This window comes from Pseudomonas sp. BT-42-2, assembly GCF_025847435.2.
GTDB classification, from domain to species: Bacteria; Pseudomonadota; Gammaproteobacteria; order Pseudomonadales; family Pseudomonadaceae; genus Aquipseudomonas; species Aquipseudomonas urmiensis.
The window spans coordinates 367,693-393,376 of record NZ_JAOYTM010000006.1; the positions used below are offsets into that span (position 1 = coordinate 367,693).

Consider the following 25,684-nt stretch of genomic DNA (forward strand, 5'->3'; position numbering starts at 1 on the left):
AGCGCCTCGATGAACAGCCTGCCGCTCAAGCGCCTGGTGCGACGCCTGCTGCTGCTGACGGTGGTGATGTTCGCCTTCGGCTTTGCCCTGGTGCCGATCTATGACGTGATGTGCAAGGCGTTCGGCATCAATGGCAAGACTGGCGGGCAGTACGCGGGCAGCCAGGTCAGCGACCCCTCGCGCACGGTGCGCGTGCAGTTCATGTCGACCAACGCCAGCGACATGGTCTGGGATTTCTACTCCACCGCGGACCAGATCGAGGTCAACCCGGGGGCGGTGAACCAGATGGTCTTCGTTGCCCACAACCCGACCGACAAACCCATGAGCGCCCAGGCCATCCCCAGCATCACCCCGGCCGAGGCGGCAGCGTATTTCCACAAGACCGAGTGCTTCTGCTTTACCCAGCAGGTGCTGCAGCCCGGTGAACGCATCGAGATGCCGGTGCGCTTCATTGTTGACCGCGACCTGCCGGGCAACGTGAAGCACCTGACACTGGCCTACACCTTGTTCGACATCACCGCTCGCCACCCGCCGGTTGCGCATGTCGCCGCCGAGGACGTCCAGCGCGCCCGCTGAGGGAAGGAGAACAGCAATGGCAAGTCATGATCACTACTACGTCCCGGCGCAGAGCAAATGGCCGATCATCGCCACGGTCGGCATGTTCATCACCGTGTTCGGCCTGGGAACCTGGTTCAATGATATGAAGGCTGGCCACCCGGATTCCCTCGGGCCGCTGATCTTCTTCGTTGGTGCCTTGTGCCTGGCTTACATGCTGTTCGGTTGGTTTGGCGCGGTGATCAAGGAGAGCAAGGCGGGGTTGTACAGCCCGCAGATGGACCGTTCGTTCCGTTGGGGCATGAGCTGGTTCATCTTCAGCGAGGTGATGTTTTTCCTGGCCTTCTTTGGCGCGCTGTTCTACGTGCGGGTGCTGGCCGGGCCATGGTTGGGCGGCGAGGGGGACAAGGGCGTGGCGCACATGCTCTGGCCGAGCTTCGAGTTTGCCTGGCCGCTGCTGCATACGCCGGACCCGAAACTATTCCCGCCGCCCAAGGACATCATCGACCCCTGGCACCTGCCATTGATCAACACCATCTTGCTGGTCAGCTCCAGCGTGACCATCACTATTGCCCACCATGCGTTGCGCAAGGATCACCGTGGCCCGCTGAAACTGTGGCTGGGGCTGACCATTGTCTTGGGGCTGTCGTTTTTGGCGTTGCAGGCCTATGAGTACTACGAGGCCTACACCCATCTGGGCCTGACCCTGGGGTCGGGGATCTACGGGGCGACGTTCTTCATGCTTACCGGTTTCCACGGCGCGCATGTGACCTTGGGTACCTTGATCTTGATCGTGATGTTCTGTCGGGTGTTGCGTGGGCATTTCAATGCCGACAAGCACTTTGGTTTTGAGGCGGCCAGTTGGTATTGGCACTTCGTCGATGTGGTTTGGGTGGGGCTGTTTATCTTCGTGTACGTCCTGTAGCAGATGACGGCGCCGTGGCAGCGGGCTTGCCCCGCGATTGCGCAGGTGAATTGAGCATGGCATCGCGGGGCAAGCCTGCTCCCAGGATTGTGCAATCGCTATCTAAAAGGGCGCGTGAGACACCAGCTGGCCGCTCATCAAGCCCCAGGTGACCAGCGCAAGCGTCAGGGCCGCCAGGGTGACCCGCACCGTCAGCGCCTTGAGCAAGCGGGTCGAGTTCTCATCGTCCTTGACCAGAAATACCAGGCCACTGAACAGGCTGGCGATGGTGGCCAACAGCAATAGGACAATCGCGGCCTTGAGCATGGCGGCACTCCGGGGGATGCAGTGATGACTTTGAGTATAGCGCTCGACCTGACGAGGCCCCGGTGAAGCCGTTTCGCCCAGGCCTGGTACCCACCTTGGTAGTGCTAGCGCTGCTGCCGGGCTTGATCGCGCTCGGCTGCTGGCAATTGCGCCGGGCCGATGAAAAACGCGTGCTGCTCGATACCTATGCCGAACGCCGCGTCGAGGCGCCACAGGCCATAGCGCAAATCGAGCAATTGCCCGATCCAGCGTTCTACCGGGTACACCTGCATGGCCGTTTCGACAGCGAGCACAGCCTGCTGCTGGATAACCGCCTGCGCGATGGCCGCGCGGGCGTCGAGTTGCTGCAACCGTTCCACGATCAGGCCAGCGGCCTGTGGTTGCTGGTCAATCGAGGCTGGTTGCCGTGGCCTGATCGGCGCGTGCCAGTGGTCTTCGACACCCCTGCACAAGCGCTGACCCTGCAAGCCTCGGTCTACGTGACGCCGGGCAGTGCCTTCCAATTACACGCCGACCCAGTCGGCGAGCAATGGCCGCAGCTGTTGACCGCCATCGACGCCGGCCAACTGTGGCAGCAGCTAGGCCGCGACGGCTTTGCCCATGAACTGCGCCTGGAGCCTGGCCCTGCCAGCTATCGGCTGGACTGGCCGATAGTCGCCATGGGCCCGGAAAAGCACTTGGGCTATGCCGTGCAGTGGTTCGCCCTGTCGGCGGCGCTGGTATTGCTCTACCTGTACTTCGGCTGGCACCACAAAAAGGAGAACGACCATGAGCACCGCCACGAGTCCACTGGACGTGCCTGAAGGCCGCAAACCTAGAGCCCGCGGGCGTTTGCAGCTGCTGCTGATTCTTTTGGTGGCGGTCGGCCCGATGATCCTGGCCACCAGCATGTACAAGTTCAAGTTCTGGGTGCCTGAGGGGCGCAGCTATCACGGCGCAATGATCGGCAACGGCCAGACCCGGGCCGATATCGGTATCGATGCGCAGGGTGAGCGCTGGCAGCTGTTGGTCAGCGCACCTGCCGCCTGTGCCGAGGACTGCCAGCAGCTGGTGTACCTGGCCCGGCAGATTCAGGTAGGCCTGGGTCGCGACGCCAGCCGTGCCAGCCATGCGTTGGCCAGTGCCCAGCCGTTGGCCGCTGATTACCAAGCGTTGCTCGGCCGCGAGTACCCGCAACTACAGCGTTATCCCCTCGACCTGCAGCGCTACGGCCACAAGGTCAGCGAGCCTGGCCCGCAGCTGTGGCTCGTCGATCCGCACGGCAACCTGGTGCTGCGCTACGACGCCAAGGTCAAGGGCAAGCACGTGCTGGACGATCTGCGTCACCTGCTCAAGCTGTCCAACATCGGATAGGAGCCAAACCATGGCCAGACCCGGATACCGCCTCGCCGTGTTCGCCACCCTGCTGGCACTTGTGGTCGTTCTGCTCGGTGCCTATACCCGCCTCACCCATGCAGGCCTGGGTTGCCCCGACTGGCCGGGCTGCTACGGTTTTATCAGCGTGCCCAAGTCCGACGCTCAGCTGGCCCACGCCGAGCTGCATTTCCCGGAACACCCGGTGGAAGCGGCCAAAGGCTGGGCGGAGATGGTCCACCGCTACTTTGCCGGGGCCCTGGCACTGGTGATTGCCCTGCTCGCTTTCCAAGCCGTGCGCCGTCACGCGCGTGACGGTCAGCCCTATCGCTTGCCGCTGTTGTTGCTAGGGGTGGTGCTGGCGCAAGCGGCGTTCGGAATGTGGACGGTAACCCTGAAACTCTGGCCGCAGGTGGTCACCGCGCACTTGCTTGGCGGCTTTACCACCTTGAGCCTGCTGTTCCTGTTATCCCTGCGTCTATCTCGGGCATTTGCGCCCTTGCCAAAACTGCCGCTGAGCGTGCGCCGGGTAGCGGCGTTGGCGCTGTTGGTGGTGATCGGCCAGATCGCGTTGGGCGGCTGGGTCAGCGCCAACTACGCCGCGGTCGCCTGCATCGATCTGCCGACCTGCCATGGCCAATGGTGGCCGGCGGCGGACTTCAGCAACGGCTTCCATCTGACCCAGCACGTCGGCCCAAACTACCTTGGCGGGCAGCTGGACAGTGACGCCCGCACCGCCATTCATATCAGCCACCGGCTTGGCGCCCTACTGGTGACGGCGGTGTTGCTGCTGCTCAGCTGGAAGCTCTATCGCAACGGCCTGGCCGGCCTGGCGCGCTTGGTGTTGCTGGCCTTGGCGGTACAGATCGGCCTGGGTATCAGCAATGTGCTGCTGCACCTGCCGCTGGCGGTGGCCGTGGCACACAACGCTGGCGGCGCCGCGTTGCTGTTGACGATGATGCTGGTGAACTACCGCATTCGGGTCGTCGACAAGGTTCGCCTGGGCCATGGCTGGCGATTCACCCGCGTGGCGGGTGCGCATGTACCGATGAGGAATGACACGTGGCGACGGTTCTGAGTGAACGCCGGCAGCAGGCCGGCTGGCGCGATTACCTGGAGCTGACCAAGCCCAAGGTGGTGGTGCTGATGCTGATCACCTCGCTGGCGGGGATGTTCCTCGCCACCCGCGCGGGCGTGCCGTGGGCCGTGCTGGTGTTCGGCAACCTGGGGATTGGCTTGTGTGCGGGCGCTGCGGCAGTGGTCAATCATGTGGTCGATCGGCGTATCGATGCCTTGATGGCGCGTACCCATAAGCGGCCATTGGCTGAGGGGCGAATCGCGCCGGTGCTGGCGCTGAGCTTTGCCCTGGTCTTGGCGCTGCTGGGCATGGCCCTGCTACTGACCTTTACCAATCCCCTGACTGCCTGGCTAACGCTGGCCTCGCTGCTCGGCTACGCCGTGGTCTACACCGGCTTTCTCAAGCGCGCCACGCCGCAGAACATCGTCATCGGTGGGTTGGCCGGAGCTGCCCCGCCGTTACTCGGCTGGGTCGCGGTGACTGGGCATATCAGTGCTGAACCCTTGTTGCTGGTACTGATCATCTTCGCCTGGACCCCTCCGCATTTCTGGGCCCTGGCCATTCACCGCCGCGAGGAGTACGCCAAGGCCGAAATCCCCATGCTGCCGGTGACCCACGGCGAGCGTTACACCAAGCTACATATCCTGCTGTATACCTGGGTGCTGCTGGCGGTCAGTCTGCTGCCGTACGCCATTCACATGAGCGGGCCGCTCTACCTGGGCTGTGCGCTGCTGCTGGGCCTGCGCTTTGTCCAGTGGGCTTGGGTGTTGTACCGTGGCAGCCGGCCGCACGCGGCGATCAAGACCTTCAAGTACTCTATCGGGTACCTGTTCGCCCTGTTCATCGCGCTGCTCGTTGATCACTACTTGTTGCTGAATCTATGACCCGAACCCAGAAAACTGTCTTCATCCTCGTCGCCGTGGTCGCGTTGATCCTCGGCCTGACCGTCAACAAGGTGCTCAATGGTCGCGGCGAGGCCAACCCCACCGAACTGATCGATGCCGGCATCATCCTGCTGCCGCAGAGCCGCACCGTGCCGGATGTGACCATGCATGATCAGAACGGCCAGCCGGTGGCGCTCAATGAGCTCAAGGGCAAGTGGTCGTTGCTGTTCTTTGGCTACACCTACTGCCCGGACATCTGCCCGACTACCCTGGCCCAGCTGCGCCAGGTCAAGAGCGAGCTGCCCAAGCAAGCGCTGGAGCGTTTTCAGGTGGTATTGGTCAGCGTCGATCCGAACCGCGATACGGCCAATCAACTCAAGCAGTACCTCGGCTACTTCGACAAGGATTTCGTAGGCTTGGCGGGGTCGATCGAGGATACCCAGAAACTGGCCAATGCCTTGAGCATTCCGTTCATCCCGGCCGATACCAGCAAGCCTGGGTATACCGTTGATCACAGCGGCAACCTGGCGATTGTCGGGCCGGATGGGCGTCAGCGCGGGTTCATTCGGGCGCCGTTCAATAACCAGAAGCTGGTGGCGCAGTTGCCTGGGCTGGTTAAGCGCGACTGAATCGTCCTGAAAGCATCGCGGGGCAAGCCCGCTCCCACGCTATGCCCTCTCAGAGCAATGGCGTGGGAGCGGGCTTGCCCCGCGATTAGCGTTCCAGGCGGCTTAGAACGCCGGAATCACCGCACCTTTGTACTTCTCGGTAATGAAGGCTTTCACCTCAGGCGAATGCAGGGCTGCGGCCAGCTTCTTCATGTCGTCCGATTCCTTGTTATCCGGACGCGCCACCAGGATGTTCACGTAAGGCGAGTCGCTGCCTTCGATCACCAGGGCATCCTTCTCAGGATTGAGCTTGGCTTCCAGCGCATAGTTGGTGTTGATCAGCGCCAGGTCGACCTGGGTCAGCACACGCGGGATGGTCGCAGCTTCCAGTTCACGGAATTTCAGCTCCTTGCTGTTGCCGGTGATGTCTTTCACGGTGGACAGGATATTGGTCTTGTCCTTGAGGCTGATCACCCCAGCCTTGTCCAGCAGCAACAGGGCGCGGCCGCCGTTGGTGGCGTCGTTAGGAATGACCACGGTAGCGCCGGAGGGCAGCTCGTCGAGCTTCTTCAGCTTGCTCGAGTAAGCGCCCAGCGGCTCCAGGTGCACGCCGGTCACGCTGACCAGGTTGGTGCCCTTGGCCTTGTTGAACTCATCCAGGTACGGCTGGTGCTGGAAGAAGTTGGCGTCCAGGCGCTTCTCGGCGACCTGCACGTTTGGCTGGATGTAGTCGGTGAATACCTTGACCTTCAGGTCGACGCCTTCTTTGGCCAGTTGCGGCTTCACGAACTCGAGGATCTCGGCGTGCGGCACCGGGGTGGCGGCAACGGTCAGGGTGTCGGCATTGGCCGAGAAGGCCGCAGCGGCGGCGACGACAGCAAGCAGTTTTTTCATCATTCACTCCTTGTGAGGGCCGCGACGGCCCCCGAACGGGTCGGCTGGGCCGACCCCATTGGGGTTACTTACGGGAAAAGTGCACGACCAGTTTGTCGCCGACGCTTTGCAGAACTTGAACCAGGATCAGCAGCAGCACCACGGTCACGATCATGACGTCAGTCTGGAACCGCTGGTAGCCAAAGCGGATCGCCAGGTCACCCAGCCCGCCGGCACCGACCACGCCGGCCATCGCGGTGTACGACACCAGGGTAATGGCCGTCACGGTGATCGCGGCGAAGATACCCGGACGGGCCTCTGGCAGCAGTGCGTTGGTGATGATCTGGCGGGTGGTGGCGCCCATCGACTGGGTCGCTTCGATGATGCCGCGGTCCACTTCACGCAGGGCGGTTTCCACCAGGCGAGCGAAGAACGGCGTGGCCCCGACTACCAGTGGCGGGATAGCCCCGGCGACGCCCAGCGAGGTGCCGGTGATCAGCACGGTGATCGGGATCATCACGATCAGCAGGATGATGAACGGCAGCGAGCGCAGGATGTTGACCACCAGCGACAGCAGCGCGTACACGCCCTTCTGCTCGAACATCTGCCGCGGTCCGCACAGGAACAGCAGCACGCCCAGCGGCAGGCCCAGCAGCACGGTGAAGAACAGCGAGCCGAACAGCATGATCATGGTGTCGAGGGTGGCCAGCCAGATTTCGGCCCAGTCGACGTTGGCGAAGAAATTCAGGGCGTCCATCAACGCAGTACCTCCATATGTACATCAGCTGCCTTGAAGCGGTCGAACGCCGCTTCCATGTCGCCGCCAGTCACGGCCAGGGTCAGCTGCCCATAGGGGACATCCTTGATGCGGTCGATACGCCCGGCCAGGATGCTGTAGTCGACGCCGGTTTCGCGTGCCACAGTGCCCAGCAGCGGCGCGTAGGTGGCTTCACCCTGGAAGGTCAGACGCACGATGCGCCCAGGCACGTGGGCGAAGTCGTCGCGCTGCTCGCCTTCGTCGACTTGCTCGTCTTCCTGGACGAAGCGCTTGGTGGTTGGGTGCTGCGGGTGCAGGAACACCTCGGCCACCGGCCCTTGCTCGACGATCTGGCCGGCATCCATCACCGCCACGCGGTCGCAGACCCGGCGGATCACGTCCATTTCATGGGTGATCAGGACGATGGTCAGCTTCAGTTCCCGGTTGATCTCCGCCAGCAGCTGCAGCACCGAGGCGGTGGTTTGCGGGTCGAGGGCGCTGGTGGCCTCGTCGCACAGCAGAATTTTCGGCCGGGTCGACAGGGCGCGGGCAATACCGACGCGCTGCTTCTGCCCGCCAGACAGCTGGGCGGGGTACTTTTTGGCGTGGTCCTGCAGGCCTACGCGGGCGAGCAATTCAGTCACGCGCTTGTCGATCTCGGCACGCGACAGCTCGCCGGCGAGCAGCAGCGGCAAGGCGACGTTGTCGGCAACGGTCTTGGAGGCCAGCAGGTTGAAGTGCTGGAAGATCATCCCGACCTGCTGGCGGAAGCCGCGCAACTGGTTGGCGTCGAACGCGGTGACGTCTTCGCCATCGACGATGATCTTGCCGCCGCTTGGTGCTTCAAGGCGGTTGATCAGGCGCAGCAAGGTGCTCTTGCCGGCGCCGGAGTGGCCGATCAGGCCGAACACTTGGCCATTTTCAATGGTCAGGCTGGTCGGATTGAGGGCGGGGATGTCCCTACCGGCGACGCGGTAGGTCTTGTGCACATGTTGAAACTCGATCACGTAGCGAACCTTGTGGGGCGCATGGAAGTTGGGTCAGCGGTTAGCCGGGCGCGCATTTTAGCCTTTTCCCATAGCTGTTCTTAGCATTTATTTCGTAACCGACCAATCGCGCGGATATAACGCGACAGCCGGTAAACCTGATTGAACGCCTGTCGCCCCCCTCCAGTCACTACTAGAACAAGCCCGTAAGGGCAGCCTGAAGACTGATGAGGAGAGCCGAAGATGCCCAGCAAGAACCCCGACGCCCCCCGTGAAAGCCAGCTCGCCGGCACCCAGACCCCCGACCGCGCCAACACCAATGCCAAGTTGCAGAGCCTGGAAAACTTCCGTGGCGATGCTACCGGCGAGGCGTTACGCACCAATCAGGGGGTGAAGATAGCCGACAACCAGAACTCTCTCAAAGCCGGCGCGCGTGGGCCTTCGCTGCTCGAAGACTTCATCATGCGCGAGAAGATCACCCACTTCGACCATGAGCGCATTCCCGAGCGTATCGTCCACGCCCGTGGCACCGGTGCGCATGGTTACTTTCAGAGCTATGGCGACCATGCCGAGCTGACCAAGGCTGGGTTCCTGCGCGATCCAGAGAAAATCACCCCTGTATTCGTGCGCTTCTCCACGGTGCAGGGGCCGCGTGGCTCTGGCGACACGGTGCGCGACGTACGCGGTTTTGCCGTGAAGTTCTACACCGATGAGGGCAATTTCGACCTGGTTGGCAACAACATGCCAGTGTTCTTTATCCAGGATGCGATCAAGTTTCCCGACTTTGTCCATGCGGTGAAGCCCGAACCGCACAACGAGATCCCCACTGGAGGCTCGGCCCACGACACCTTCTGGGACTTCGTCTCGCTGGTGCCGGAGTCGGCGCACATGGTCATCTGGGCCATGTCTGACCGCGCCATTCCGCGCAGCCTGCGAATGATGGAAGGCTTTGGCGTGCATACCTTCCGCCTGATCAACGCCGAGGGCGTGGCAAGCTTCGTCAAATTCCACTGGAAGCCGCGTCAGGGTGTGCACTCGGTATTGTGGGACGAAGCGCAAAAACTGGCAGGCAAAGACACCGACTACCATCGCCGTGACCTGTGGGAAGCGATCGAAACGGGTGACTATCCAGAGTGGGAGCTAGGCGTACAAATCGTGCCGGAGGCGGATGAGCACAAATTCGACTTCGACCTGCTCGACCCGACCAAGATCATCCCCGAAGAGCTGGTGCCGGTGACCCCGCTGGGCAAGATGGTGCTCAACCGCAACCCGGATAATTTCTTTGCCGAGGTCGAGCAGATCGCCTTCTGCCCCGGACACATCGTGCCGGGTATCGACTTTACCAACGACCCGTTGCTGCAGGGCCGGCTGTTCTCCTACACCGATACCCAGATCAGCCGCCTGGGTGGGCCGAACTTCCATGAAATCCCGATCAACCGCCCGGTTGCGCCCAATCACAACGGTCAGCGCGATGCCATGCACCGCATGACCATCGACAAGGGGCGCGCCTCCTACGAGCCCAATAGCATCGACGGCGGCTGGCCTAAGGAAACCCCACCTGCCCCGCAAGATGGCGGCTTCGAGAGCTATCAGGAGCGTATCGACGCCAACAAGATCCGCCAACGCAGTGACTCGTTCAGCGATCACTTCTCGCAGGCGCGGTTGTTCTTCCAGAGCATGAGCGCGCATGAGCAACAGCACATCATCAAGGCGTACAGCTTTGAATTGGGCAAAGTTGAGCGCGAGCATATTCGAGCGCGCGAGGTGAACGAGATTCTCGCCAACATCGATCTGAAGTTGGCTGCGGCAGTGGCGGCCAACCTGGGTTTGCCGGCGCCGAAGAAGGGCACGGTGCAGGTCAAGGGGTCGAAATTGGCCAAATCGCCGGCGTTGAGCCAGATGAATCACCCGGGCAGCGTGGGGATCAAGGGGCGCAAGATCGCCCTGCTGGTGGCCGATGGGGTCGATGGCGCGGATGTCGACAGGTTGGTCAAAGCGCTGGAAGCGCAAAGTGCCCGGCCGTTGCTGTTGGGGCCGAGTTCGGCGCCAGTGAAGACTGCCGATGGCAAGGCGCTGGCGGTGGATGCGTCGATGGAGGGAATGCCGTCGGTGCTGGTCGATGGGGTTTTGCTACCGGCGGGCAAGGCTTCGCTGCAAGCGCTGGGTGAAAGTGGCCTGGCCAAGCATTACCTGCTTGAGGCCTATAAGCACCTGAAGGCGATAGGTGTGGCTAAGGACGCCAAGGCATTGCTGGACAAGCTGGGGCTCAAGGAAGACAAGGGGTTGCTGGTGGGAGATGATCAGAAAGCAGTCGATGCCTTCGTCAAGGCAGTGGAAGGGCATCGAGTCTGGGAGCGCGAGGCGGCCGCTGAATCTGTTCCGGCGTGAGAATTTTGGGGCCGCAAAGCGGCCCCAAAACCCTCAACCCTGATGCGGTACTAAAACTACCTGCGCCGGCAGCGAGCGCTGAATTTCATGCTTCTGCTTCAGCTCAAAGCCACTGTCGAGCTTGCGCACGCGCTTTTCCAGCAAGGTTTTCAACCAAGGCGCATCGTCAGTGCGCGGCACCTGGAAGACTACGTCGCACTGATAATTCACCACATCCGCGGCAATATCATCGAGCTGGCGACGCATGGCGCGGCTGTCGGTGGTCTTCAGTGCCACCACGGTGCTTGGCGCAGAGGGGTCGATCACTCGTGCCTTGGGCTTGGCCTCAGCGGCCTTCAGCGCTGCTTCCGCGCGCTCGAGTTCAGCCTTGCGCGCCTGGGCTACGGCATCACCGCCAGTGATTGCAGGTGCCCGCGGCATCAGTGCCCGCGCCCGCGCCAGGGCGGTGGCGGCAGCATTGACATCGCCCTTTTGCAGCACGATCTGGCTACGGCGCAGATAGGCTTCGGCCAATTGCCGCTGATACTGCTCAACACGGGCATCGTCAGGCGACTGCGCCTGCAAGGCGGTCAACTGATCTTCGGCTGTGGCCAGCTCGTTGCTGGCAATGCTCTGCTCCAGTTGCCCCCAGGCATCAGGCTGGGCAGGCGCGGTCGATTGTTCGACCGGGGCGCTGGAACACGCGGCCAGGAACAACGAAAACACGGCAACAAGCAGATAACGGGAGGCGAACGGCTTCATTCCTGCGACTCTCTATTTGCGCAAAAAGCGAGCAAGTCTACACCCAGGTGCGCACGCTCGAAAACAAGTCTTACAGACCCTTTACCCGCGAAAAGGTTGCAGGATGCGCCTGCGCGCACCCAGATTTTCAGCGCTTCGGCACCGCCAGGCTCAGCAAGAATAGCACCGCCGCGCAGACCACGATCGATGGGCCGGCTGGGGTGTCCTTGAACCAGGACATCGCCAGGCCGCCGCATACCGCCGTGATCCCCAGCAGGCTGGCGCCCAGCGCCATCTGCTCGGGCGAGCGGGCGTGACGCTGCGCCGCAGCCGCTGGAATGATCAGCAACGAGGTGATCAGCAGCACGCCTACGATCTTCATCGCCACGGCAATCACGACCGCGATCAACAGCATCAGCGCCATGCGCAGGGCCGCCACCGGCAGGCCTTCGACCATTGCCAACTCCTCGTGCACGGTGATCGCCAAGAGTGGCCGCCACAGTGCGCCGAGCAGCAGCAGGACCAGCGCACTGCCGCCGAGGATCCAGCCCAGGTCAGTCGGGCTGATCGCCAGCAGGTCGCCGAACAGATAGGCCATCAGGTCGATGCGCACATCGTGCATGAAGCTCAGCACCACCAGGCCCAGCGACAAGGTGCTGGGTGCGAGAATGCCGAGCAAGGTGTCGGAGGCCAGCGGCTGACGTTGTTGCAGAGTCACCAGCAGGATCGCCAGCAGCAGGCAGCCAACCGTCACCGCCAACGCTGGGCTCACGTCCAGCACGAAACCCAGTGCTACCCCGAGTAAAGCGGCGTGGGACAGGGTATCGCCGAAATAGGCCATCCGCCGCCAGACCACGAAAGACCCCAGGGGGCCGGCCACCACAGCCAAGGACAGTCCCGCGAGCAGGGCGTAGAGAAGAAAATCAGCCATGCTTGCAGTGCTCTCCGTGAACATGGGTGCCGGGGGCGACCACCGAGCCATGCAGGTCGTGGCTGTGATCGTGATGGTGGTGGTAGATCGCCAGGCTAGGTGCGTTCTGGCCGAACAGCTCGACGAAGGCTGGGTCGCCGCTGACCTGCTCCGGATGGCCCGAGCAGCACACATGGCGGTTCAGGCAGACCACCTGGTCGGTGGTGCTCATCACCAGGTGCAGGTCGTGCGACACCATCAGCACGCCGCAGCCGTGGCGGTCGCGCAGGCGGGTGATCAGGTTGTACAGCTCGGTCTGGCCGACCACGTCGACGCCCTGCACCGGCTCGTCGAGCACCAGCAGTTGCGGTTCGCGCAGCAGCGCCCGAGCCAGCAGCACACGCTGCATCTCACCACCGGAGATGTTCTGGATCGGGTTGTCGATGACCTGTTCGGCGCCCACTTCCTGCAATGCTGAAACGGCTGCCGCGCGGTCTACGCCGGGCACCAGGCGCAAGAAGCGCAGTACCGACAGCGGCAGCGTCGGGTCGACCTGGATCTTCTGCGGCATGTAGCCGATGCGCAGCTTGGGCTTGCGCCAGACCTTGCCCCGATGGGGCTTGAGCAGGCCGAGCACGGCGCGCACCAGGGTGGTCTTGCCGGCGCCATTGGGGCCGATCAGGGTAACGATCTGGCCAGGCGCCACCGCCAGGTCAATGTTATCCAGAACGGCTTCGCCTGCGAACGTGACCCCGACCTGTTCGAGGCGGATCAGTGCATCGCTCATGCAGCGCCTCGGCAGTTGCCGCACAGGCCCACGACTTCCACGGTCTGGGTTTCGACGCTGAAACCGACCGCCTTGGCGCTGGCGACGATCGCGCCGCTGATGCTGTCTTGCTCAAGCTCGATGGCCACGTGGCATTCGCGGCAGATCAAGAACTGACCCTGGTGCGCGTGCTCAGGATGGCTGCAGCCGATAAAGGCGTTGAGCGAGGCGATGCGGTGCACCAGGCCGTTTTCCAGGAGAAAGTCCAGCGCCCGGTACACGGTTGGCGGCGCCGCGCGGCGGCCGTCCTGCTCACTGAGTACGGCGAGGATGTCGTAGGCGCCCAGCGGCTTGTGGCTCTGCCAAACCAGCTCCAGCACCCGGCGGCGCAAGGCGGTCAGGCGCAGGCCTTGGCGGATGCAGATGGCATCAGCTTCGGCCAGGGCGCTGTGCACGCAATGGGAATGGTCGTGGGGACGGTGAGCCAGCGGCGTGATGGACATGAGCGGCGACGGTTCTGAATGGAGACGTTATTATGTTACCTGTTTCTGACAAGTCGAGTATTCACCGTGCCCCGTTTCCTTGTCCTTTTTGTCGCTTTTATCGCCTGTTCTGCCCAGGCTGACGTCCGCTTACTGACCAGCATCAAGCCCTTGCAGCAGATTGCCGCGGCGGTGCAGGACGGCGTCGGCAGCCCTGACGTGCTGCTGCCGCCTGGCGCCTCGCCGCACCACTATGCCTTGCGCCCTTCCGACGTACGGCGCGTGGGCGAGGCGGACCTGTTGTACTGGATCGGCCCGGACATGGAAAACTTCCTGCCGCGCGTCCTCAACGCCCGCAGCAAGCCAAGCGTTGCCGTGCAGTCGCTGGCCGGCATGCAACTGCGCCACTTTGGCGAGGGCAGCCATTCACACGATGAAGGTGGGCACGACGACCATGACGATCACGACCATGACCACCGTCCAGGCAGCCTGGATGCCCATTTGTGGTTGTCGTCGGTCAATGCGCGGGTGATTGCCGCGAAGATGGCTGCAGACCTGGCCAAGGTCGATCCAGCCAATGCGGCGCGTTACCAGGGCAACCTCAAAGCCTTCGTCGAGCGGTTGGACGCGTTGGACCAGCGTATCAAGGCGCGCGTGGCTGGAGTTGCCAACAAGCCGTACTTCGTGTTCCACGAGGCCTTCGACTACTTCGAGGCCAACTATGGCCTCAAGCACACTGGGGTGTTTAGCGTTGCCTCGGAAGTGCAGCCAGGGGCGCAGCACGTTGCAGCGATGCGCAAGCGCCTGCAGGAAGTGGGCAAGACGTGTGTGTTCAGCGAGCCGCCGCTGCGCCCGCGGTTGGCTGAGACGCTGACTGCCGGGTTACCGGTGCGCCTGGCCGAGCTGGATGCTCTGGGGGGCACCGACCCAGTGGATGGCAAGGGCTATGAGCGCTTGCTGGAGAAGCTGGGCAGCGATCTGACGGGGTGCCTGGAGCAATTGTGATCCAGTGCTGACGCTATCGCTGGGTAAGCCTGCTCCCATGCATGGAAGCGGGCTTGCCCCGCGATAGGCCACTGGCTTTACAGCGCGAACGGCAATTTCAACGCCACCTGCTGACGCTGCGCCAGTCGCACCTCGAACTCGCTCGGGTCGTGGATCATCACATCCATCCCGGCAAACGACTCGGCTGCGATCAGGCGCGACAGCCAGAAGCGCACGCAGGCCACCCGCAGCATCACCGGCCACAACTCGGCTTCCGCCGCAGTGAACGGCCGCAGCCCGGCGTAGGCCCCCAGCAGCGCCTGCGCCCGTGGCAGGTCGATGCCTGACTTATCATCCAGGCACCAGTCATTCACGGTAATGGCGATGTCATACAGCATCGGCCCCGAGCAGGCGTTGTAGAAGTCGATCAGCCCCGTCAGGTGAGTGCCTTCGAACATCACGTTGTCGCGGAACAGGTCAGCGTGCAGATTGGCCCGTGGTAGCGCGAGGATCTGCGCCTTGTGCGCGGCGATCTCATCCAGTGCAGGCTGCAACAGGCGCTGTTGTGCCTCGCTCAGGTGCGAAATCAACTCGGCGCCAGACTCCAGCATCCAGTCCAGACCTCGGTCGGTCTTGCGCTCCAGGGTGTTGTCGCGCGTAGCCAGGTGAATGTGCGCTAGCAATTCGCCAACTTGAGCACAGTGCTGATTGTTCGGCACTTTGATGTGCTTGCCCGACAGTCGTGGCTGCAACAGTGCCGGCTTGCCGTTGAGCTCGCGCAGGCCATTGCCCTCGCGATCACGCACGGCGTAAGGCACTGGCATGTCGGCCTGGTGCAGCACATCGAGCAGGTCGATGAAGAACGGCATGTCCTCGGCAGGGCCGCGTTCGATCAGCGTCAGCACGAACTCACCCTGTTCGAGGCTGACGAAGAAGTTGCTGTTCTCGGTACCGGCGGCAATGCCCTGGAAGTCGAGCAGACGGCCCAGCTCATACGGCGCCAGAAAGGTTTCCAGCTCGGGCCGGGACACAGGGGTGAAAACTGACATGATGAAAAGTTGCCCATGCGGGCACTTCCGCCGGGAAGTGCCAGGTTGATGTGAACGGTACGCGTCAGATTACCACTCGAAGATCTTCCACGACGGAATCAGCATGTCCGGCTGGTCGGATCGAATGAAATTGCCGTCGGAGCCGTCGGCGCGTACCAGGAAATAAGGTTTGCCGTTTTTCGGCGTGATTTTGATCGCATACAGGAAGCCGTTTTGACGGTACTCCTGAATGGTTCGATCGCCTTCCGTGCGAATGGTCACATCGGGATCTGCCGATGGGGCGTCGTCCGCCGCCTGGGTGACGATAGGCGTGGTTGCCAGAAGGCCGAGCAGTAACAGGCGATTGAGTGTCCGCATGATAACCTTGTCCCTTTGTCGTCAATGACTCCGGCTATTCTAGCGCCGGACCCGCCGAAAAGGTTGATTCTCCTCATGAGCCAAGCGCCTCTCGTCCTGGTGGACGGTTCTTCATACCTCTACCGCGCCTTTCACGCGCTGCCGCCGCTGACCACGTCCAAAGGTCTGCCGACTGGCGCGGTCAAGGGCGTGCTGAACATGCTCAAGAGCCTGCGCAAGCAATACCCTGACAGCTTGTTCGCGGTGGTCTTCGACGCCAAGGGCGGGACCTTCCGCGACGCCATGTTCGCCGAGTACAAGGCCAACCGCCCAAGCATGCCGGATGACCTGCGCGTGCAGGTCGAGCCCCTGCACGCCAGCGTCAAGGCGCTGGGCTATCCGCTGCTGTGCGTAGAAGGCGTCGAGGCCGATGACGTGATCGGCACCCTGGCCCGCAGCAGTGCGGCCGCCGGCCGTCCGGTGATCATTTCGACCGGCGACAAGGACATGGCCCAATTGGTGGACGGGCACATTACCCTGGTCAACACCATGACCGGTAGCGTGCTGGATATTGCTGGCGTGCACGAGAAATTCGGCGTCGGCCCGGAACATATCATCGACTTCCTGGCGCTGATGGGCGACAAGGTCGACAACATTCCTGGCGTTCCAGGCGTTGGCGAGAAGACCGCCGTGGGCCTGCTGACCGGGATCGGCGGCGGCCTGCGCGAGGTCTACGACAACCTCGACAAGGTCCCTGCCTTGCCAATTCGCGGCGCCAAGGGCCTGCCGGCCAAGCTTGAGGAGCATCGCGACGCGGCGTTCCTGTCGTATGAACTGGCGACCATCAAGGTCGACGTGCCGCTGGATATCGAAGTCGATGCGCTGGTGTGTGGCGAACCGGACCGCGAAGCCTTGCTGGCGCTGTACACCGAGATGGAGTTCAAAAGCTGGATCGCCGAAGTCCAGCGCGATGCGGTCAAGGTTGGCGAAGTGATTACGCCAGTTGAAGAACCGCAGGCCAAGGTCGAGCCGCAATACGAAACCATCCTCGATCAGGCGCGTTTCGACCTGTGGTTGGAGAAACTGCGCCAGGCATCGCTGTTTGCCTTCGACACGGAAACCACCAGCCTCGATGCCCAGCAGGCCAAGTTGGTCGGCCTGTCGTTCGCGGTGGAACCGCACGTGGCCGCGTATGTGCCGCTGGCCCATGACTACGAAGGCGCCCCGGTCCAACTGGATCGCGACGCTGTACTGCTGGCGCTCAAGCCGCTGCTGGAAGACCCGACCAAGGGCAAGATCGGCCAGAACGCCAAGTACGACATCAATATCCTGGCCAACTGCGCGATTGGTGGCGACCAGGCGCACGGCATCGACATGCGCGGTGTGGCTTACGACACCATGCTCGAATCCTACGTGCTCAACTCCACCGCTACCCGGCACGACATGGATAGCCTGGCGCAGAAGTATCTGGACCATACCACCATTGCCTTCGAAGACATCGCCGGCAAAGGCGCCAAGCAGCTGACCTTCAACCAGATTCATCTGGACAAGGCCGGGCCGTACGCCGCCGAAGATGCCGACATCACCTTGCGCCTGCACCAGGCGTTGCAGGCACGCCTGGCCAAGACGCCTAGCGTGCAGCCGGTATTGATGGACATCGAAATGCCGCTGGTGCCGGTCTTGGCCAAGATCGAGCGCCAAGGCGCGCTGGTCGATGCCAACTTGCTGGCGATCCAGAGTGGCGAGCTGGGCGTGAAGATGGCTGAGCTGGAGCGCGAAGCCTTTGCCTTGGCCGGTGAAGAGTTCAACCTGGGCTCACCCAAGCAGCTTGGCGTGATTCTGTATGACAAGCTGGGCATGCCGGTGCTGAGCAAGACCACCAAGGGCCAGGCTTCGACCGCCGAAGCCGTGCTGGCCGAGCTGGCTGAGCAGGATTACCCGCTGCCCAAGGTACTGATGCAGTACCGCAGTCTGAGCAAGCTGAAGAACACTTACACCGATAAGCTGCCGCACCAGATCAACCCGCGCACTGGGCGCATCCACACCTCCTATCAGCAGGCGGTGGCGGCCACGGGGCGTTTGTCGTCGAACGACCCAAACTTGCAGAACATCCCGATTCGGACTGCCGAAGGCCGGCGTATTCGCCAGGCGTTCGTGGCCAGCCCCGGCTACAAGCTGTTGGCTGCCGACTATTCGCAGATCGAGCTGCGCATCATGGCCCACCTGGCCAAGGACGAAGGCCTGTTGCATGCCTTCCGCAATGACCTCGACGTGCACCGGGCGACAGCTGCGGAAGTGTTCGGCGTGGATCTGGCGGCTGTTACCACCGACCAGCGTCGCAGCGCCAAGGCGATCAACTTCGGCTTGATCTATGGCATGAGCGCCTTCGGCCTGGCCAAGCAGATTGGCGTCGATCGCAAACAATCGCAGGACTACATCGACCGTTACTTCGCCCGCTACCCCGGAGTGCTGGCCTACATGGAGCGCACTCGCGCCCAGGCCGCCGAACAGGGCTTCGTCGAAACCCTGTTCGGCCGTCGCCTGTACCTGCCGGACATCAACGCGAAAAACCCGGCGCTGCGCAAAGGTGCCGAGCGCACGGCGATCAACGCGCCGATGCAGGGCACGGCGGCAGACATCATCAAGCGCGCCATGGTCGCGGTGGATGGCTGGTTGAGTGGTAGCGGCCTGGATGCTCGAGTGATCCTGCAGGTGCACGATGAATTGGTGCTGGAAGTGCGCGAAGACCTGGTCGAGCAGGTGAAGGAGCAAATTCGCCCGTACATGAGCAATGCCGCGCAGCTCGACGTGCCGTTGCTGGTCGAAGTAGGTGTTGGCTCGAATTGGGACGAAGCTCACTAAACGGCGTAGGAAAGATGTGTAGGATCTGCGCGGTAGTGTCGCGGATCCGACGCTGGCCTTATGCCATTAGAACGGGAGTTTCATGAAACTATCGCAAATAGTTTCCAGAGCTTCGGAACTAAACCGGTGAAGCGGAACTCAGAGTAACTGAATGGCTGGTGAAGCCTTTCGATGCTCCTATGTTGTGTTAAGTGTTGGCAGATACCTGGACCCCGCCCTAGCGGTCCAGACTTGAACCCCAGACTTCCCCCTCCCCATATGAAGTCCGGGGTTTTTTTTGCCTGCGATTCAGGATTTCACAGCGTGGGGGCCGCTTCGCAGCCCCAAAAATCTAAATCACTCCGCCGGCTTGTCTTCCAGCTCCATCCACCCTGCCAATACAGCATAGGCCTCTTCCAGCCCCTGGCGCTTGGGTGCCGAGAACAACTGGATGGTCGCCGCGTCGCCCCAGCCCTTGCGAATCTCGGCTTGCACCTTGAGCAGCGTGTTCTTCGCCGCACCAAAGGTCAGCTTGTCGGCCTTGGTCAGCAGAATGTGCATGGGCATGCCGCTGGCCTTGGCCCAGTCGAGCATCATCTTGTCGAAGTCGGTCATTGGATGGCGCACGTCCATCATCAGGATGATCCCTTTCAGACACTCACGTCCGCCCAGGTAGGCTTCGAGGTGACGCTGCCAGTGCTGCTTGAGCGGAATCGGGACTTTTGCATAACCGTAGCCCGGCAAGTCGACCAATCGCCGTTCATCGTCCAGACTGAAGAAATTCAACAGCTGGGTGCGCCCTGGGGTTTTCGAGGTACGCGCCAGGCTGGCATGGGTCAGGGTGTTGAGGGCGCTGGATTTACCGGCGTTGGAGCGGCCGGCGAAAGCCACCTCGTAACCCTGGTCTTCCGGGCATTGTTCGACCTTGGCAGCGCTAAGGGCGAATGTGGCTTTCTGGCAGAGGCCGAGGATGGGGTTCTTGACTTGCATGGGATATCCGATGTGGGTGTTGCCTAATCCAGGCAGTGTCGTTTCCGTTTGGAGGACGGAAGTATATAATGCCCCAGTTTTTGTGTGTGCATTCTCCCAGCGAAGGAGGGCGCACATGGGGTGTCGAACATTAGCTCGCGCAATAGAACGCAGCGCGGCCCCCAACCCTGAAAGGTCGTTGCGCAAGGCGAAATGGCTATTGGCTGTCGGTATGTTCCTACCGTTTTTCAGCGCACAGGCTACACAGGATCCCGAGGCGTTGTACAACCGCAGCTGCGCTGCCTGTCACGCCGGACAACTGCCTCAGGCACCCAAGAAGGGTGACTCGGCAGCTTGGGAGCCAAGGCTGGCGCAGGGTATGGAGGTACTGGTAGCGAATGTTACTCGGGGTTTCAAGGCTATGCCGCCGCGTGGATTGTGCATGGACTGCAGTGCCGAGGACTACCGTTTGGTCATCCTCTGGATGACCGGTAGTCCCGATACATAACATTTCACCCTTAGCCGTGTTGGATTAGCTGATGAACAAACTATTCGTGAGTCTGCTGTTGACCATGGGGGTTGCAGGTGCGGCCAATGCTGCGGACCCTATCAAAGGCGATGCTGCCGCCGGTCAGGCGAAAACTGCCGTCTGTGGTGCCTGCCACAACCCTGACGGCAACAGCCTGGCGCCGAACTTCCCCAAACTCGCCGGCCAAGGCCAGCGATACCTTGAGAAGCAACTGCACGACATCAAGTCTGGCAAGCGTACGGTGCTGGAGATGACCGGCATGCTCGAGCCCTTCAACGAGCAGGATCTGGCCGACATCGCCGCCTACTTTGCCAGCCAGAAAGGCAGTGTCGGCGCTGCCGATCCGAAGCTGGTCGAACGCGGTCGTGCGCTGTTCAATGGCGGCGATCTGGAAAAAGGCATGCCCGCCTGCACTGGCTGCCACTCGCCGAACGGCGCCGGCATCGCCTTGGCCGGCTTCCCCCACCTGAGCGGCCAGCATGCCCAGTACGTGACCAAGCAGCTCACAGATTTCCGTGAGGGCAACCGCACCAACGATGGCGACGCGATGACCATGCGGTCTATCGCCGGCAAGCTGAGCAACAAGGACATCGACGCCCTGGCCAGCTATATCCAAGGGTTGCACTGAGGCAATGCCCTTAGGGCTGCTTTGCAGTCCGTCGCGCAGCGCGGACCCTGTGGGAGCGGGTTCACCCGCGAAGGGCCGCAACGCGGCCCCGGCAACCTAAGTGTTTAACACTCAGTTAATGGTCGATGGCTAAAGATGAAAGGGCGGCCCACACCGCCCTTTTTTTTGTCTGTAGCCGTTACACTACAGAACTCAAGCCCTTCCCGACCTGTCACAGCACCGGTCGCGTCGAGGCGACCAATGACTGCTCAGGAGTAAAGCATGCGTAAACTGATTCTCAGCGCTGCGCTGGTCGCCGCCAGCGTATTCGGTATGACCGCCGTCCAGGCCGCCGAGCCTGCAACAGCGGGCAAGGAATATATCGAGCTGAGCAACCCTGTTCCGGTTTCCCAGCCAGGCAAGATCGAAGTCGTCGAGCTGTTCTGGTACGGCTGCCCGCACTGCTATCACTTCGAACCGACCGTCAATCCGTGGGCTGAAAAACTGCCAGCGGACGTCAACTTCAAGCGCGTTCCAGCCATGTTCGGCGGCCCTTGGGACGCCCACGGCCAGATGTTCCTGACCCTTGAAGCCATGGGCGTCGAGCACAAGGTGCACGCCGCTGTCTTCGACGCGATCCAGAACCAGCGCAAGCAACTGGTCAAGCCTGAGGACATGGCCGAGTTCCTCGCCACCCAGGGCGTGGACAAGGACAAGTTCCTCGCCACCTTCAACTCCTTCGCGATCAAGGGCCAAGTGAACCAGGCCAAGGAACTGGCGAAGAAGTACGAAATCACCGGCGTACCGAGCATGGTGGTCAACGGTAAATACCGCTTCGATTTGGGTACTGCCGGCGGTCCGGAAGGCGTGCTGAACGTCGCCGACCAACTGATCGCCAAGGAGCGCGCCGCTAAGTAAGCGGCGAACTCATGGCTCGCTTGCGCTCCACCCGGGGGGTTGGCCTGCACCAGCCGCAGGTCAACGAGCATCACCTGCAGGCCCCTGGCCTGCCTGAGGATGGTCGACTGCGGCTGCTCAGTTTCAATATCCAGGTGGGCATCAGCACCGAACGCTACCGGCACTACCTGACCCGCAGCTGGCAGCATTTGCTGCCGCATAACGGGCGTGCTGGCAACTTGCAGAAGATCGGTGCGCTGCTCAGTGACTTCGACTTGGTCGCCCTTCAGGAAGCCGATGGCGGCAGCCTGCGCTCGGGCTACGTCAACCAGGTCGAGCACCTGGCCCAATTGGGGGCGTTCCCCTACTGGTATCAGCAGCTCAATCGCAACCTCGGACGTTTCGCCCAGCACAGCAACGGCGTACTCAGCCGCCTCAAGCCCCAGCACCTGGAAGACCATCCCCTGCCCGGCCCTGCCGGTCGAGGTGCGATCCTGGTGCAGTTCGGCGAGGGCAAGGACGCGCTGAGCGTGGTGATGATGCACCTGGCTCTCGGAGCCAAGACCCGCGCCCTGCAATTGAGCTACATCCGCGAGCTGATTGGCGGCTACCGTCATCAGGTGCTGATGGGGGACATGAACACCCATGCCAACGACTTGCTCGAACACTCGCCGCTGCGCGATCTAGGCCTGATTGCACCGCAAGTCGAGGCCACCTTCCCAAGTTGGCGCCCGCAGCGCTGCCTGGACCACATCCTGCTCAGTCCAAGCCTGACCTTGGAGCGGGTCGAGGTGCTGGCGCAGCCGATTTCCGATCACCTTCCCGTTGCCGTCGAGATTCGATTGCCTGACGCATTGACTGTGGATACGCTGCCGGTCTTGAGCTAATTGCCATCACCCCGCAGTGGACCCAGGCATGACCGAAGACGCCGAGCGCTGGAAAGAAAAATACTTAAAAAGCATCGAGCAGCAGGAAAAACTCGAGCGCCGGTGGGATGCCCGTCTCGACTTGCTGCGTCGTGGCCTGGTGCGCAGTACCTTGGCCGCCGAGGGCAGCGACAAGGCGGTGGACCAGTGCATGAAGGAAATGCGCGAGGTCATCCGTAGCGACAACATGGACGCGGGGCTTGCCAACCTGATTCCGCGTCTGGAAAAAGCGGTGCTCGACTCCGAGCAGCGTCGCGAAACCCGCATGAACCAGGTTAGCGATGCGCTGACCGCGCTAGTCACTCAGCTCCAGGCCCTGCCGCTGTCCGGTGATGTCGCTCGGCCACTGAAAAAACTGGCGAAGAAACTCGATGGTGGTGTCAGCCAATCGCGCGAGTTGCCGCCCCTGCTTGCTGAGCTCAGTGGTTTGCAGGGCCGAGCCCTGACCCTGCTGCAGAGCCCGGAAGAAGAGGCTCGCCCAGGCTTTTTGCAGCGGCTTTTCGGTAAAGCTGAACAAGAGTCTCGGCCGGAACACGCAGAATCGCCCCAGCCTGCACCGGTTCCAACGCCAGCCTTGGCAGAGCCTGCTGTCGAGAGCGAGTCTGCTCTGCAGCCCGTCAAAGGCGAAGTGCTTCAGCCCTCGGTACCTGCAATCATGGCCGCTGCGCCAGAGCCTGTGGATCCGATTGCAGCCAAACCAGTGATCACTGAGGAGCACGCAGAGGCGCCCACGGCAGAAGTGGTGCAGGCGTTGCTGCTGGAGCCGTCGCAGCCGGCGCTGGTTGAGGGGCCTGATGCCGAGCCTGCTCCCGTCATTGCCAGCCAGGAGCCAAATGAGCCAGAGCAAGCGGTACTGGCTCAAGCAGAGCCTGACGAACTCAGCGCGATAGAGCCACAGCCAGAGGCGGCGCCGGAGCAAGTCGAACTGCTGGACGGTGAGGATGGCCCTTATGCCCTGCCTAACGCTGTCGAGCCACCCTACAGCCAAGTCGCTGCGCATATCGAGCAAACCTTGATTGGCCTGCTCGATGACCTGAGCCTGCCGGAGCGGCACAAGGCCCAGGCGCTGGAAATGCGTGAGCGCGTGGCGCGTGGGCTGAACTGGTACGAACTGATTCCGGTGCTGGATGATCTGGCGGTACTCATGCTGGCCATCACCGACAGCGGCCAGCATGAATTCGAGGCCTACTTGCAACAGCTCAACGAGCGCCTCGAGACCTTCCAGAGCCACTTGCACGAAGCCAGTGCCGGCCATGCCGACAACAGTACTGCGGCGCGTGCGCTGGACAGCCAGTTGCGCGAACAGGTCGATGGTCTGCAAAGCAGCGTCCAGGGTGCCGCTGATCTCGATAGCCTCAAGCACATTCTGGACAATCGCCTCGAAGGCTTGCTGGTGACCATCGACGATCACCAGCACGAGCGTGACCGCCGCGAGCAGGAACTGGCCGGACGCCTGCATGGCTTGGCCGAGCGGGTGGCGAACATGGAACAGGAAGCCCTGGGGTATCGCGAGCACCTTGAGGAGCAACGCCAGAAAGCCCTGATCGATCCCCTAACCGGGCTGCCCAACCGCGCCGCGTGGTCAGAACAGGTCGAGCGCGAAGTGCAGGATTGGCAGGAAAACGGCGGCCACTTGCTGATGGCGATCCTCGACCTTGACCACTTCAAACGCATCAATGACGGCTATGGCCACCTGGCCGGCGACAAGGTGTTGAAGATCGTCGCCGACCAGTTACGCAAGCGCCTGCGTGGCCGCGACTTCATCGCACGCTTTGGCGGTGAAGAGTTTGTCCTGCTATTGCCGCAAACTTCACCGGCTGCAGGCGCGCAGGTGGCTGAAACCCTGCGCGCTGCCATCGAAGCATGCCCCTTCCATTTCAAGGGTGAGCGGGTGGTGATTACCGCCTCCATCGGGGTCAGCGCTTTCCGCACCGGTGAGCGTAGCGATCAGGTGCTCAAGCGCGCCGACGAAGCCTTGTATAGAGCCAAGGATCTGGGACGCAATCGGGTCGAGCAGGCTTAAGTAACAATTTGCTGATGGTCTTTCCTACAAGCGATTAGGGGGGAGCACGTTATACTGTAGCAACGATGTCGACTCTCTTATGACGTGCTCCCCTTTAATGAAAACACTCTTCACAGCTTTGCTTCTCTTGGCCCTGACGGGTTGTAGCAGCGGCCTGCGCATTGACCGCAGCCATGTCTCGGCGAACCAGGACGAGCGCATCCAGTTCGTCGTCCTGCATTACACCAATGCCTCACTCGAACGCTCGTTGGCCTTATTGACCCACGGCGAGGTCAGCAGCCACTACCTGATCGGCGATGGTCCGGCCACGGTTTATCAGTTGGTCGACGAGAGCAAACGTGCCTGGCATGCCGGCGATAGCCAATGGGACGGCCGCACCTGGCTCAATTCAAGCTCCATCGGCATCGAGATCGTCAACCCGGGGTTCACCGACACACCCAATGGTCGGGTCTGGCACCCCTACAGCGAAGCGCAGATCCAGGCGCTCATCGCGTTGCTCCAGGATATCGTCAAGCGCAACCACATCCAGCCGCGCTACATCATCGGGCACAGCGACATCGCGCCCTTGCGCAAGCTCGATCCGGGGCCGCTGTTCCCATGGAAACGCCTGGCAGATGCAGGCTTGGGCATTTGGCCTGAAGCCAACGCAGTCGCGCGGCAGCGAGCGTACTTCGAGGTCAATCCACCATCGATTACCTGGTATCAGCAACAGTTGCTGCGCTTTGGCTACTCCATCGAACAGACCGGCGAACTGGATGTAGCGACTCGGCATGTGCTGGCGGCCTTCCAGATGCGCTTCCGCCCGCAGCGGTTCGATGGCCTGCCGGATGCGCAAACCGCGGCGATGTTGCAGGTGCTCAACCAAAAGCGTTGAACCCTGCGCGCCCAACGGCCGTGCCGACTGACCATTCCGTTGCTATACCTCTTGGTAA

General features: G+C 62.0%; 27 protein-coding genes. 16 read left to right on the forward strand and 11 right to left on the reverse strand.

Translation table 11 applies throughout. The annotated features are described in order from the left end of the window. Nucleotides 1-9: 9 nt before the first annotated feature. A complete protein-coding gene (locus tag OIU19_RS06335) occupies nucleotides 10-576 on the forward strand; it encodes a cytochrome c oxidase assembly protein (RefSeq protein WP_264234237.1) in 567 nt (188 codons plus the stop codon). A 16-nt stretch (nucleotides 577-592) separates the two neighbouring features. Then, on the forward strand, nucleotides 593-1,480 hold the full coding sequence (locus tag OIU19_RS06340) for a cytochrome c oxidase subunit 3 (RefSeq protein ID WP_186553182.1): 888 nt from the start codon (nucleotides 593-595) through the stop codon (nucleotides 1,478-1,480). A 102-nt stretch (nucleotides 1,481-1,582) separates the two neighbouring features. On the opposite strand, the gene OIU19_RS06345 is transcribed toward OIU19_RS06340, so the two are convergent. Further along, nucleotides 1,583-1,786, reverse strand: a complete 204-nt coding sequence (locus OIU19_RS06345) for a twin transmembrane helix small protein (protein ID WP_186553183.1) — start codon at nucleotides 1,784-1,786, stop codon at nucleotides 1,583-1,585. A 62-nt stretch (nucleotides 1,787-1,848) separates the two neighbouring features. On the opposite strand from OIU19_RS06345, the gene OIU19_RS06350 reads away from it, so the two are divergent. From OIU19_RS06350 to OIU19_RS06370, 5 genes are read left to right on the forward strand one after another with little or no spacing between them, the layout of a single operon-like run. Continuing rightward, nucleotides 1,849-2,589 (forward strand): SURF1 family protein, encoded by a 741-nt coding sequence (locus tag OIU19_RS06350; protein WP_264234239.1) that lies wholly within the window; start codon nucleotides 1,849-1,851, stop codon nucleotides 2,587-2,589. Further along, complete coding sequence (locus OIU19_RS06355; protein WP_264234241.1) at nucleotides 2,555-3,139, forward strand: hypothetical protein; 585 nt, start codon at nucleotides 2,555-2,557, stop codon at nucleotides 3,137-3,139. The genes OIU19_RS06350 and OIU19_RS06355 overlap by 35 nt, the downstream gene beginning before the upstream one ends. 10 nt (nucleotides 3,140-3,149) lie before the next feature. Next, complete coding sequence (locus OIU19_RS06360; RefSeq protein WP_264234243.1) at nucleotides 3,150-4,217, forward strand: heme A synthase; 1,068 nt, start codon at nucleotides 3,150-3,152, stop codon at nucleotides 4,215-4,217. Further along, the gene (cyoE, locus tag OIU19_RS06365) at nucleotides 4,202-5,101 is read left to right on the forward strand and encodes a heme o synthase (RefSeq protein ID WP_264234245.1); all 900 of its coding nucleotides are present in this window, start codon (nucleotides 4,202-4,204) and stop codon (nucleotides 5,099-5,101) included. The genes OIU19_RS06360 and cyoE overlap by 16 nt, the downstream gene beginning before the upstream one ends. Further along, on the forward strand, nucleotides 5,098-5,730 hold the full coding sequence (locus OIU19_RS06370) for an SCO family protein (RefSeq protein WP_264234247.1): 633 nt from the start codon (nucleotides 5,098-5,100) through the stop codon (nucleotides 5,728-5,730). Before cyoE ends, OIU19_RS06370 begins: the two co-directional genes overlap by 4 nt. A gap of 102 nt (nucleotides 5,731-5,832) precedes the next feature. On the opposite strand, the gene OIU19_RS06375 is transcribed toward OIU19_RS06370, so the two are convergent. From OIU19_RS06375 to OIU19_RS06385, 3 genes are all read right to left on the reverse strand, one after another. Further along, nucleotides 5,833-6,603, reverse strand: coding sequence for a MetQ/NlpA family ABC transporter substrate-binding protein (locus OIU19_RS06375; RefSeq protein WP_264234249.1), 771 nt, complete (start codon nucleotides 6,601-6,603; stop codon nucleotides 5,833-5,835). 64 nt (nucleotides 6,604-6,667) lie between these two features. Beyond that, nucleotides 6,668-7,339 (reverse strand): methionine ABC transporter permease, encoded by a 672-nt coding sequence (locus OIU19_RS06380; RefSeq protein ID WP_264234252.1) that lies wholly within the window; start codon nucleotides 7,337-7,339, stop codon nucleotides 6,668-6,670. Then, a complete protein-coding gene (locus OIU19_RS06385) occupies nucleotides 7,339-8,346 on the reverse strand; it encodes a methionine ABC transporter ATP-binding protein (protein WP_186553191.1) in 1,008 nt (335 codons plus the stop codon). Before OIU19_RS06385 ends, OIU19_RS06380 begins: the two co-directional genes overlap by 1 nt. A 222-nt stretch (nucleotides 8,347-8,568) precedes the next feature. Between OIU19_RS06385 and katE the strand changes: the two genes are divergently transcribed. After that, entirely contained in the window at nucleotides 8,569-10,713 is a 2,145-nt protein-coding gene (katE, locus tag OIU19_RS06390; protein WP_264234254.1) for a catalase HPII, read from the forward strand. A 33-nt stretch (nucleotides 10,714-10,746) separates the two neighbouring features. Here the strand turns inward: katE and OIU19_RS06395 are convergent, their stop codons facing one another. The 4 genes from OIU19_RS06395 to zur all read right to left on the reverse strand — a co-directional run bounded on the left by OIU19_RS06395 (nucleotide 10,747) and on the right by zur (nucleotide 13,612). Further along, entirely contained in the window at nucleotides 10,747-11,454 is a 708-nt protein-coding gene (locus OIU19_RS06395) for a PA5502 family lipoprotein (RefSeq protein WP_186553193.1), read from the reverse strand. A gap of 127 nt (nucleotides 11,455-11,581) precedes the next feature. Continuing rightward, nucleotides 11,582-12,364 carry a zinc ABC transporter permease subunit ZnuB gene (gene znuB / locus OIU19_RS06400; RefSeq protein WP_186553194.1) on the reverse strand — a complete coding sequence of 261 codons (783 nt, stop codon included), beginning with the start codon at nucleotides 12,362-12,364 and terminating at the stop codon, nucleotides 11,582-11,584. After that, nucleotides 12,357-13,130, reverse strand: a complete 774-nt coding sequence (gene znuC / locus OIU19_RS06405; protein WP_186553195.1) for a zinc ABC transporter ATP-binding protein ZnuC — start codon at nucleotides 13,128-13,130, stop codon at nucleotides 12,357-12,359. Before znuC ends, znuB begins: the two co-directional genes overlap by 8 nt. Further along, entirely contained in the window at nucleotides 13,127-13,612 is a 486-nt protein-coding gene (zur, locus tag OIU19_RS06410; RefSeq protein WP_264234258.1) for a zinc uptake transcriptional repressor Zur, read from the reverse strand. The genes znuC and zur overlap by 4 nt, the downstream gene beginning before the upstream one ends. 18 nt (nucleotides 13,613-13,630) lie before the next feature. Between zur and OIU19_RS06415 the strand changes: the two genes are divergently transcribed. Further along, nucleotides 13,631-14,596, forward strand: a complete 966-nt coding sequence (locus OIU19_RS06415; RefSeq protein WP_264234261.1) for a zinc ABC transporter substrate-binding protein — start codon at nucleotides 13,631-13,633, stop codon at nucleotides 14,594-14,596. 77 nt (nucleotides 14,597-14,673) lie between these two features. On the opposite strand, the gene OIU19_RS06420 is transcribed toward OIU19_RS06415, so the two are convergent. Beyond that, nucleotides 14,674-15,624, reverse strand: a complete 951-nt coding sequence (locus OIU19_RS06420; RefSeq protein ID WP_264234262.1) for a homoserine kinase — start codon at nucleotides 15,622-15,624, stop codon at nucleotides 14,674-14,676. Between the two features lie 69 nt (nucleotides 15,625-15,693). Then, nucleotides 15,694-15,981: a DUF2782 domain-containing protein gene (locus OIU19_RS06425; RefSeq protein WP_186553199.1), complete on the reverse strand. Its 288-nt coding sequence runs from the start codon at nucleotides 15,979-15,981 to the stop codon at nucleotides 15,694-15,696. A gap of 75 nt (nucleotides 15,982-16,056) precedes the next feature. Between OIU19_RS06425 and polA the strand changes: the two genes are divergently transcribed. Continuing rightward, a complete protein-coding gene (gene polA, locus OIU19_RS06430; protein ID WP_264234263.1) occupies nucleotides 16,057-18,822 on the forward strand; it encodes a DNA polymerase I in 2,766 nt (921 codons plus the stop codon). A gap of 336 nt (nucleotides 18,823-19,158) precedes the next feature. On the opposite strand, the gene yihA is transcribed toward polA, so the two are convergent. Continuing rightward, entirely contained in the window at nucleotides 19,159-19,791 is a 633-nt protein-coding gene (gene yihA / locus OIU19_RS06435) for a ribosome biogenesis GTP-binding protein YihA/YsxC (protein WP_186553201.1), read from the reverse strand. A 211-nt stretch (nucleotides 19,792-20,002) separates the two neighbouring features. Here yihA and OIU19_RS06440 point away from each other — a divergent pair, with 211 nt between their 5' ends. From OIU19_RS06440 to OIU19_RS06465, 6 genes are all read left to right on the forward strand, one after another. Next, nucleotides 20,003-20,278, forward strand: coding sequence for a cytochrome c5 family protein (locus OIU19_RS06440; protein ID WP_225915747.1), 276 nt, complete (start codon nucleotides 20,003-20,005; stop codon nucleotides 20,276-20,278). A 31-nt stretch (nucleotides 20,279-20,309) separates the two neighbouring features. Continuing rightward, entirely contained in the window at nucleotides 20,310-20,927 is a 618-nt protein-coding gene (locus OIU19_RS06445; RefSeq protein ID WP_186553203.1) for a cytochrome c, read from the forward strand. 261 nt (nucleotides 20,928-21,188) lie between these two features. Further along, nucleotides 21,189-21,824 carry a thiol:disulfide interchange protein DsbA gene (gene dsbA, locus OIU19_RS06450; protein WP_264234266.1) on the forward strand — a complete coding sequence of 212 codons (636 nt, stop codon included), beginning with the start codon at nucleotides 21,189-21,191 and terminating at the stop codon, nucleotides 21,822-21,824. 11 nt (nucleotides 21,825-21,835) lie between these two features. After that, complete coding sequence (locus tag OIU19_RS06455; RefSeq protein WP_264234268.1) at nucleotides 21,836-22,690, forward strand: endonuclease/exonuclease/phosphatase family protein; 855 nt, start codon at nucleotides 21,836-21,838, stop codon at nucleotides 22,688-22,690. A 28-nt stretch (nucleotides 22,691-22,718) separates the two neighbouring features. After that, on the forward strand, nucleotides 22,719-24,752 hold the full coding sequence (locus OIU19_RS06460) for a GGDEF domain-containing protein (protein ID WP_264234270.1): 2,034 nt from the start codon (nucleotides 22,719-22,721) through the stop codon (nucleotides 24,750-24,752). A gap of 97 nt (nucleotides 24,753-24,849) precedes the next feature. Next, entirely contained in the window at nucleotides 24,850-25,626 is a 777-nt protein-coding gene (locus tag OIU19_RS06465) for an N-acetylmuramoyl-L-alanine amidase (protein ID WP_264234272.1), read from the forward strand. The last annotated feature ends 58 nt before the right edge of the window (nucleotides 25,627-25,684 follow it).

Coding starts and splice junctions, on each gene's coding strand:
- OIU19_RS06335 (WP_264234237.1), top strand. CDS start 10: ATGAACAGCCTGCCGCTCAAGCGCCTGGTGCGACGCCTGCTGCTGCTG.
- OIU19_RS06340 (WP_186553182.1), top strand. CDS start 593: ATGGCAAGTCATGATCACTACTACGTCCCGGCGCAGAGCAAATGGCCG.
- OIU19_RS06345 (WP_186553183.1), bottom strand. CDS start 1,786: ATGCTCAAGGCCGCGATTGTCCTATTGCTGTTGGCCACCATCGCCAGC.
- OIU19_RS06355 (WP_264234241.1), top strand. CDS start 2,555: ATGAGCACCGCCACGAGTCCACTGGACGTGCCTGAAGGCCGCAAACCT.
- OIU19_RS06360 (WP_264234243.1), top strand. CDS start 3,150: ATGGCCAGACCCGGATACCGCCTCGCCGTGTTCGCCACCCTGCTGGCA.
- OIU19_RS06370 (WP_264234247.1), top strand. CDS start 5,098: ATGACCCGAACCCAGAAAACTGTCTTCATCCTCGTCGCCGTGGTCGCG.
- OIU19_RS06375 (WP_264234249.1), bottom strand. CDS start 6,603: ATGAAAAAACTGCTTGCTGTCGTCGCCGCCGCTGCGGCCTTCTCGGCC.
- OIU19_RS06380 (WP_264234252.1), bottom strand. CDS start 7,339: ATGGACGCCCTGAATTTCTTCGCCAACGTCGACTGGGCCGAAATCTGG.
- katE (WP_264234254.1), top strand. CDS start 8,569: ATGCCCAGCAAGAACCCCGACGCCCCCCGTGAAAGCCAGCTCGCCGGC.
- OIU19_RS06395 (WP_186553193.1), bottom strand. CDS start 11,454: ATGAAGCCGTTCGCCTCCCGTTATCTGCTTGTTGCCGTGTTTTCGTTG.
- znuB (WP_186553194.1), bottom strand. CDS start 12,364: ATGGCTGATTTTCTTCTCTACGCCCTGCTCGCGGGACTGTCCTTGGCT.
- znuC (WP_186553195.1), bottom strand. CDS start 13,130: ATGAGCGATGCACTGATCCGCCTCGAACAGGTCGGGGTCACGTTCGCA.
- zur (WP_264234258.1), bottom strand. CDS start 13,612: ATGTCCATCACGCCGCTGGCTCACCGTCCCCACGACCATTCCCATTGC.
- OIU19_RS06415 (WP_264234261.1), top strand. CDS start 13,631: ATGGAGACGTTATTATGTTACCTGTTTCTGACAAGTCGAGTATTCACC.
- OIU19_RS06420 (WP_264234262.1), bottom strand. CDS start 15,624: ATGTCAGTTTTCACCCCTGTGTCCCGGCCCGAGCTGGAAACCTTTCTG.
- OIU19_RS06425 (WP_186553199.1), bottom strand. CDS start 15,981: ATGCGGACACTCAATCGCCTGTTACTGCTCGGCCTTCTGGCAACCACG.
- polA (WP_264234263.1), top strand. CDS start 16,057: ATGAGCCAAGCGCCTCTCGTCCTGGTGGACGGTTCTTCATACCTCTAC.
- yihA (WP_186553201.1), bottom strand. CDS start 19,791: ATGCAAGTCAAGAACCCCATCCTCGGCCTCTGCCAGAAAGCCACATTC.
- OIU19_RS06440 (WP_225915747.1), top strand. CDS start 20,003: ATGTTCCTACCGTTTTTCAGCGCACAGGCTACACAGGATCCCGAGGCG.
- OIU19_RS06445 (WP_186553203.1), top strand. CDS start 20,310: ATGAACAAACTATTCGTGAGTCTGCTGTTGACCATGGGGGTTGCAGGT.
- dsbA (WP_264234266.1), top strand. CDS start 21,189: ATGCGTAAACTGATTCTCAGCGCTGCGCTGGTCGCCGCCAGCGTATTC.
- OIU19_RS06455 (WP_264234268.1), top strand. CDS start 21,836: ATGGCTCGCTTGCGCTCCACCCGGGGGGTTGGCCTGCACCAGCCGCAG.
- OIU19_RS06460 (WP_264234270.1), top strand. CDS start 22,719: ATGACCGAAGACGCCGAGCGCTGGAAAGAAAAATACTTAAAAAGCATC.
- OIU19_RS06465 (WP_264234272.1), top strand. CDS start 24,850: ATGAAAACACTCTTCACAGCTTTGCTTCTCTTGGCCCTGACGGGTTGT.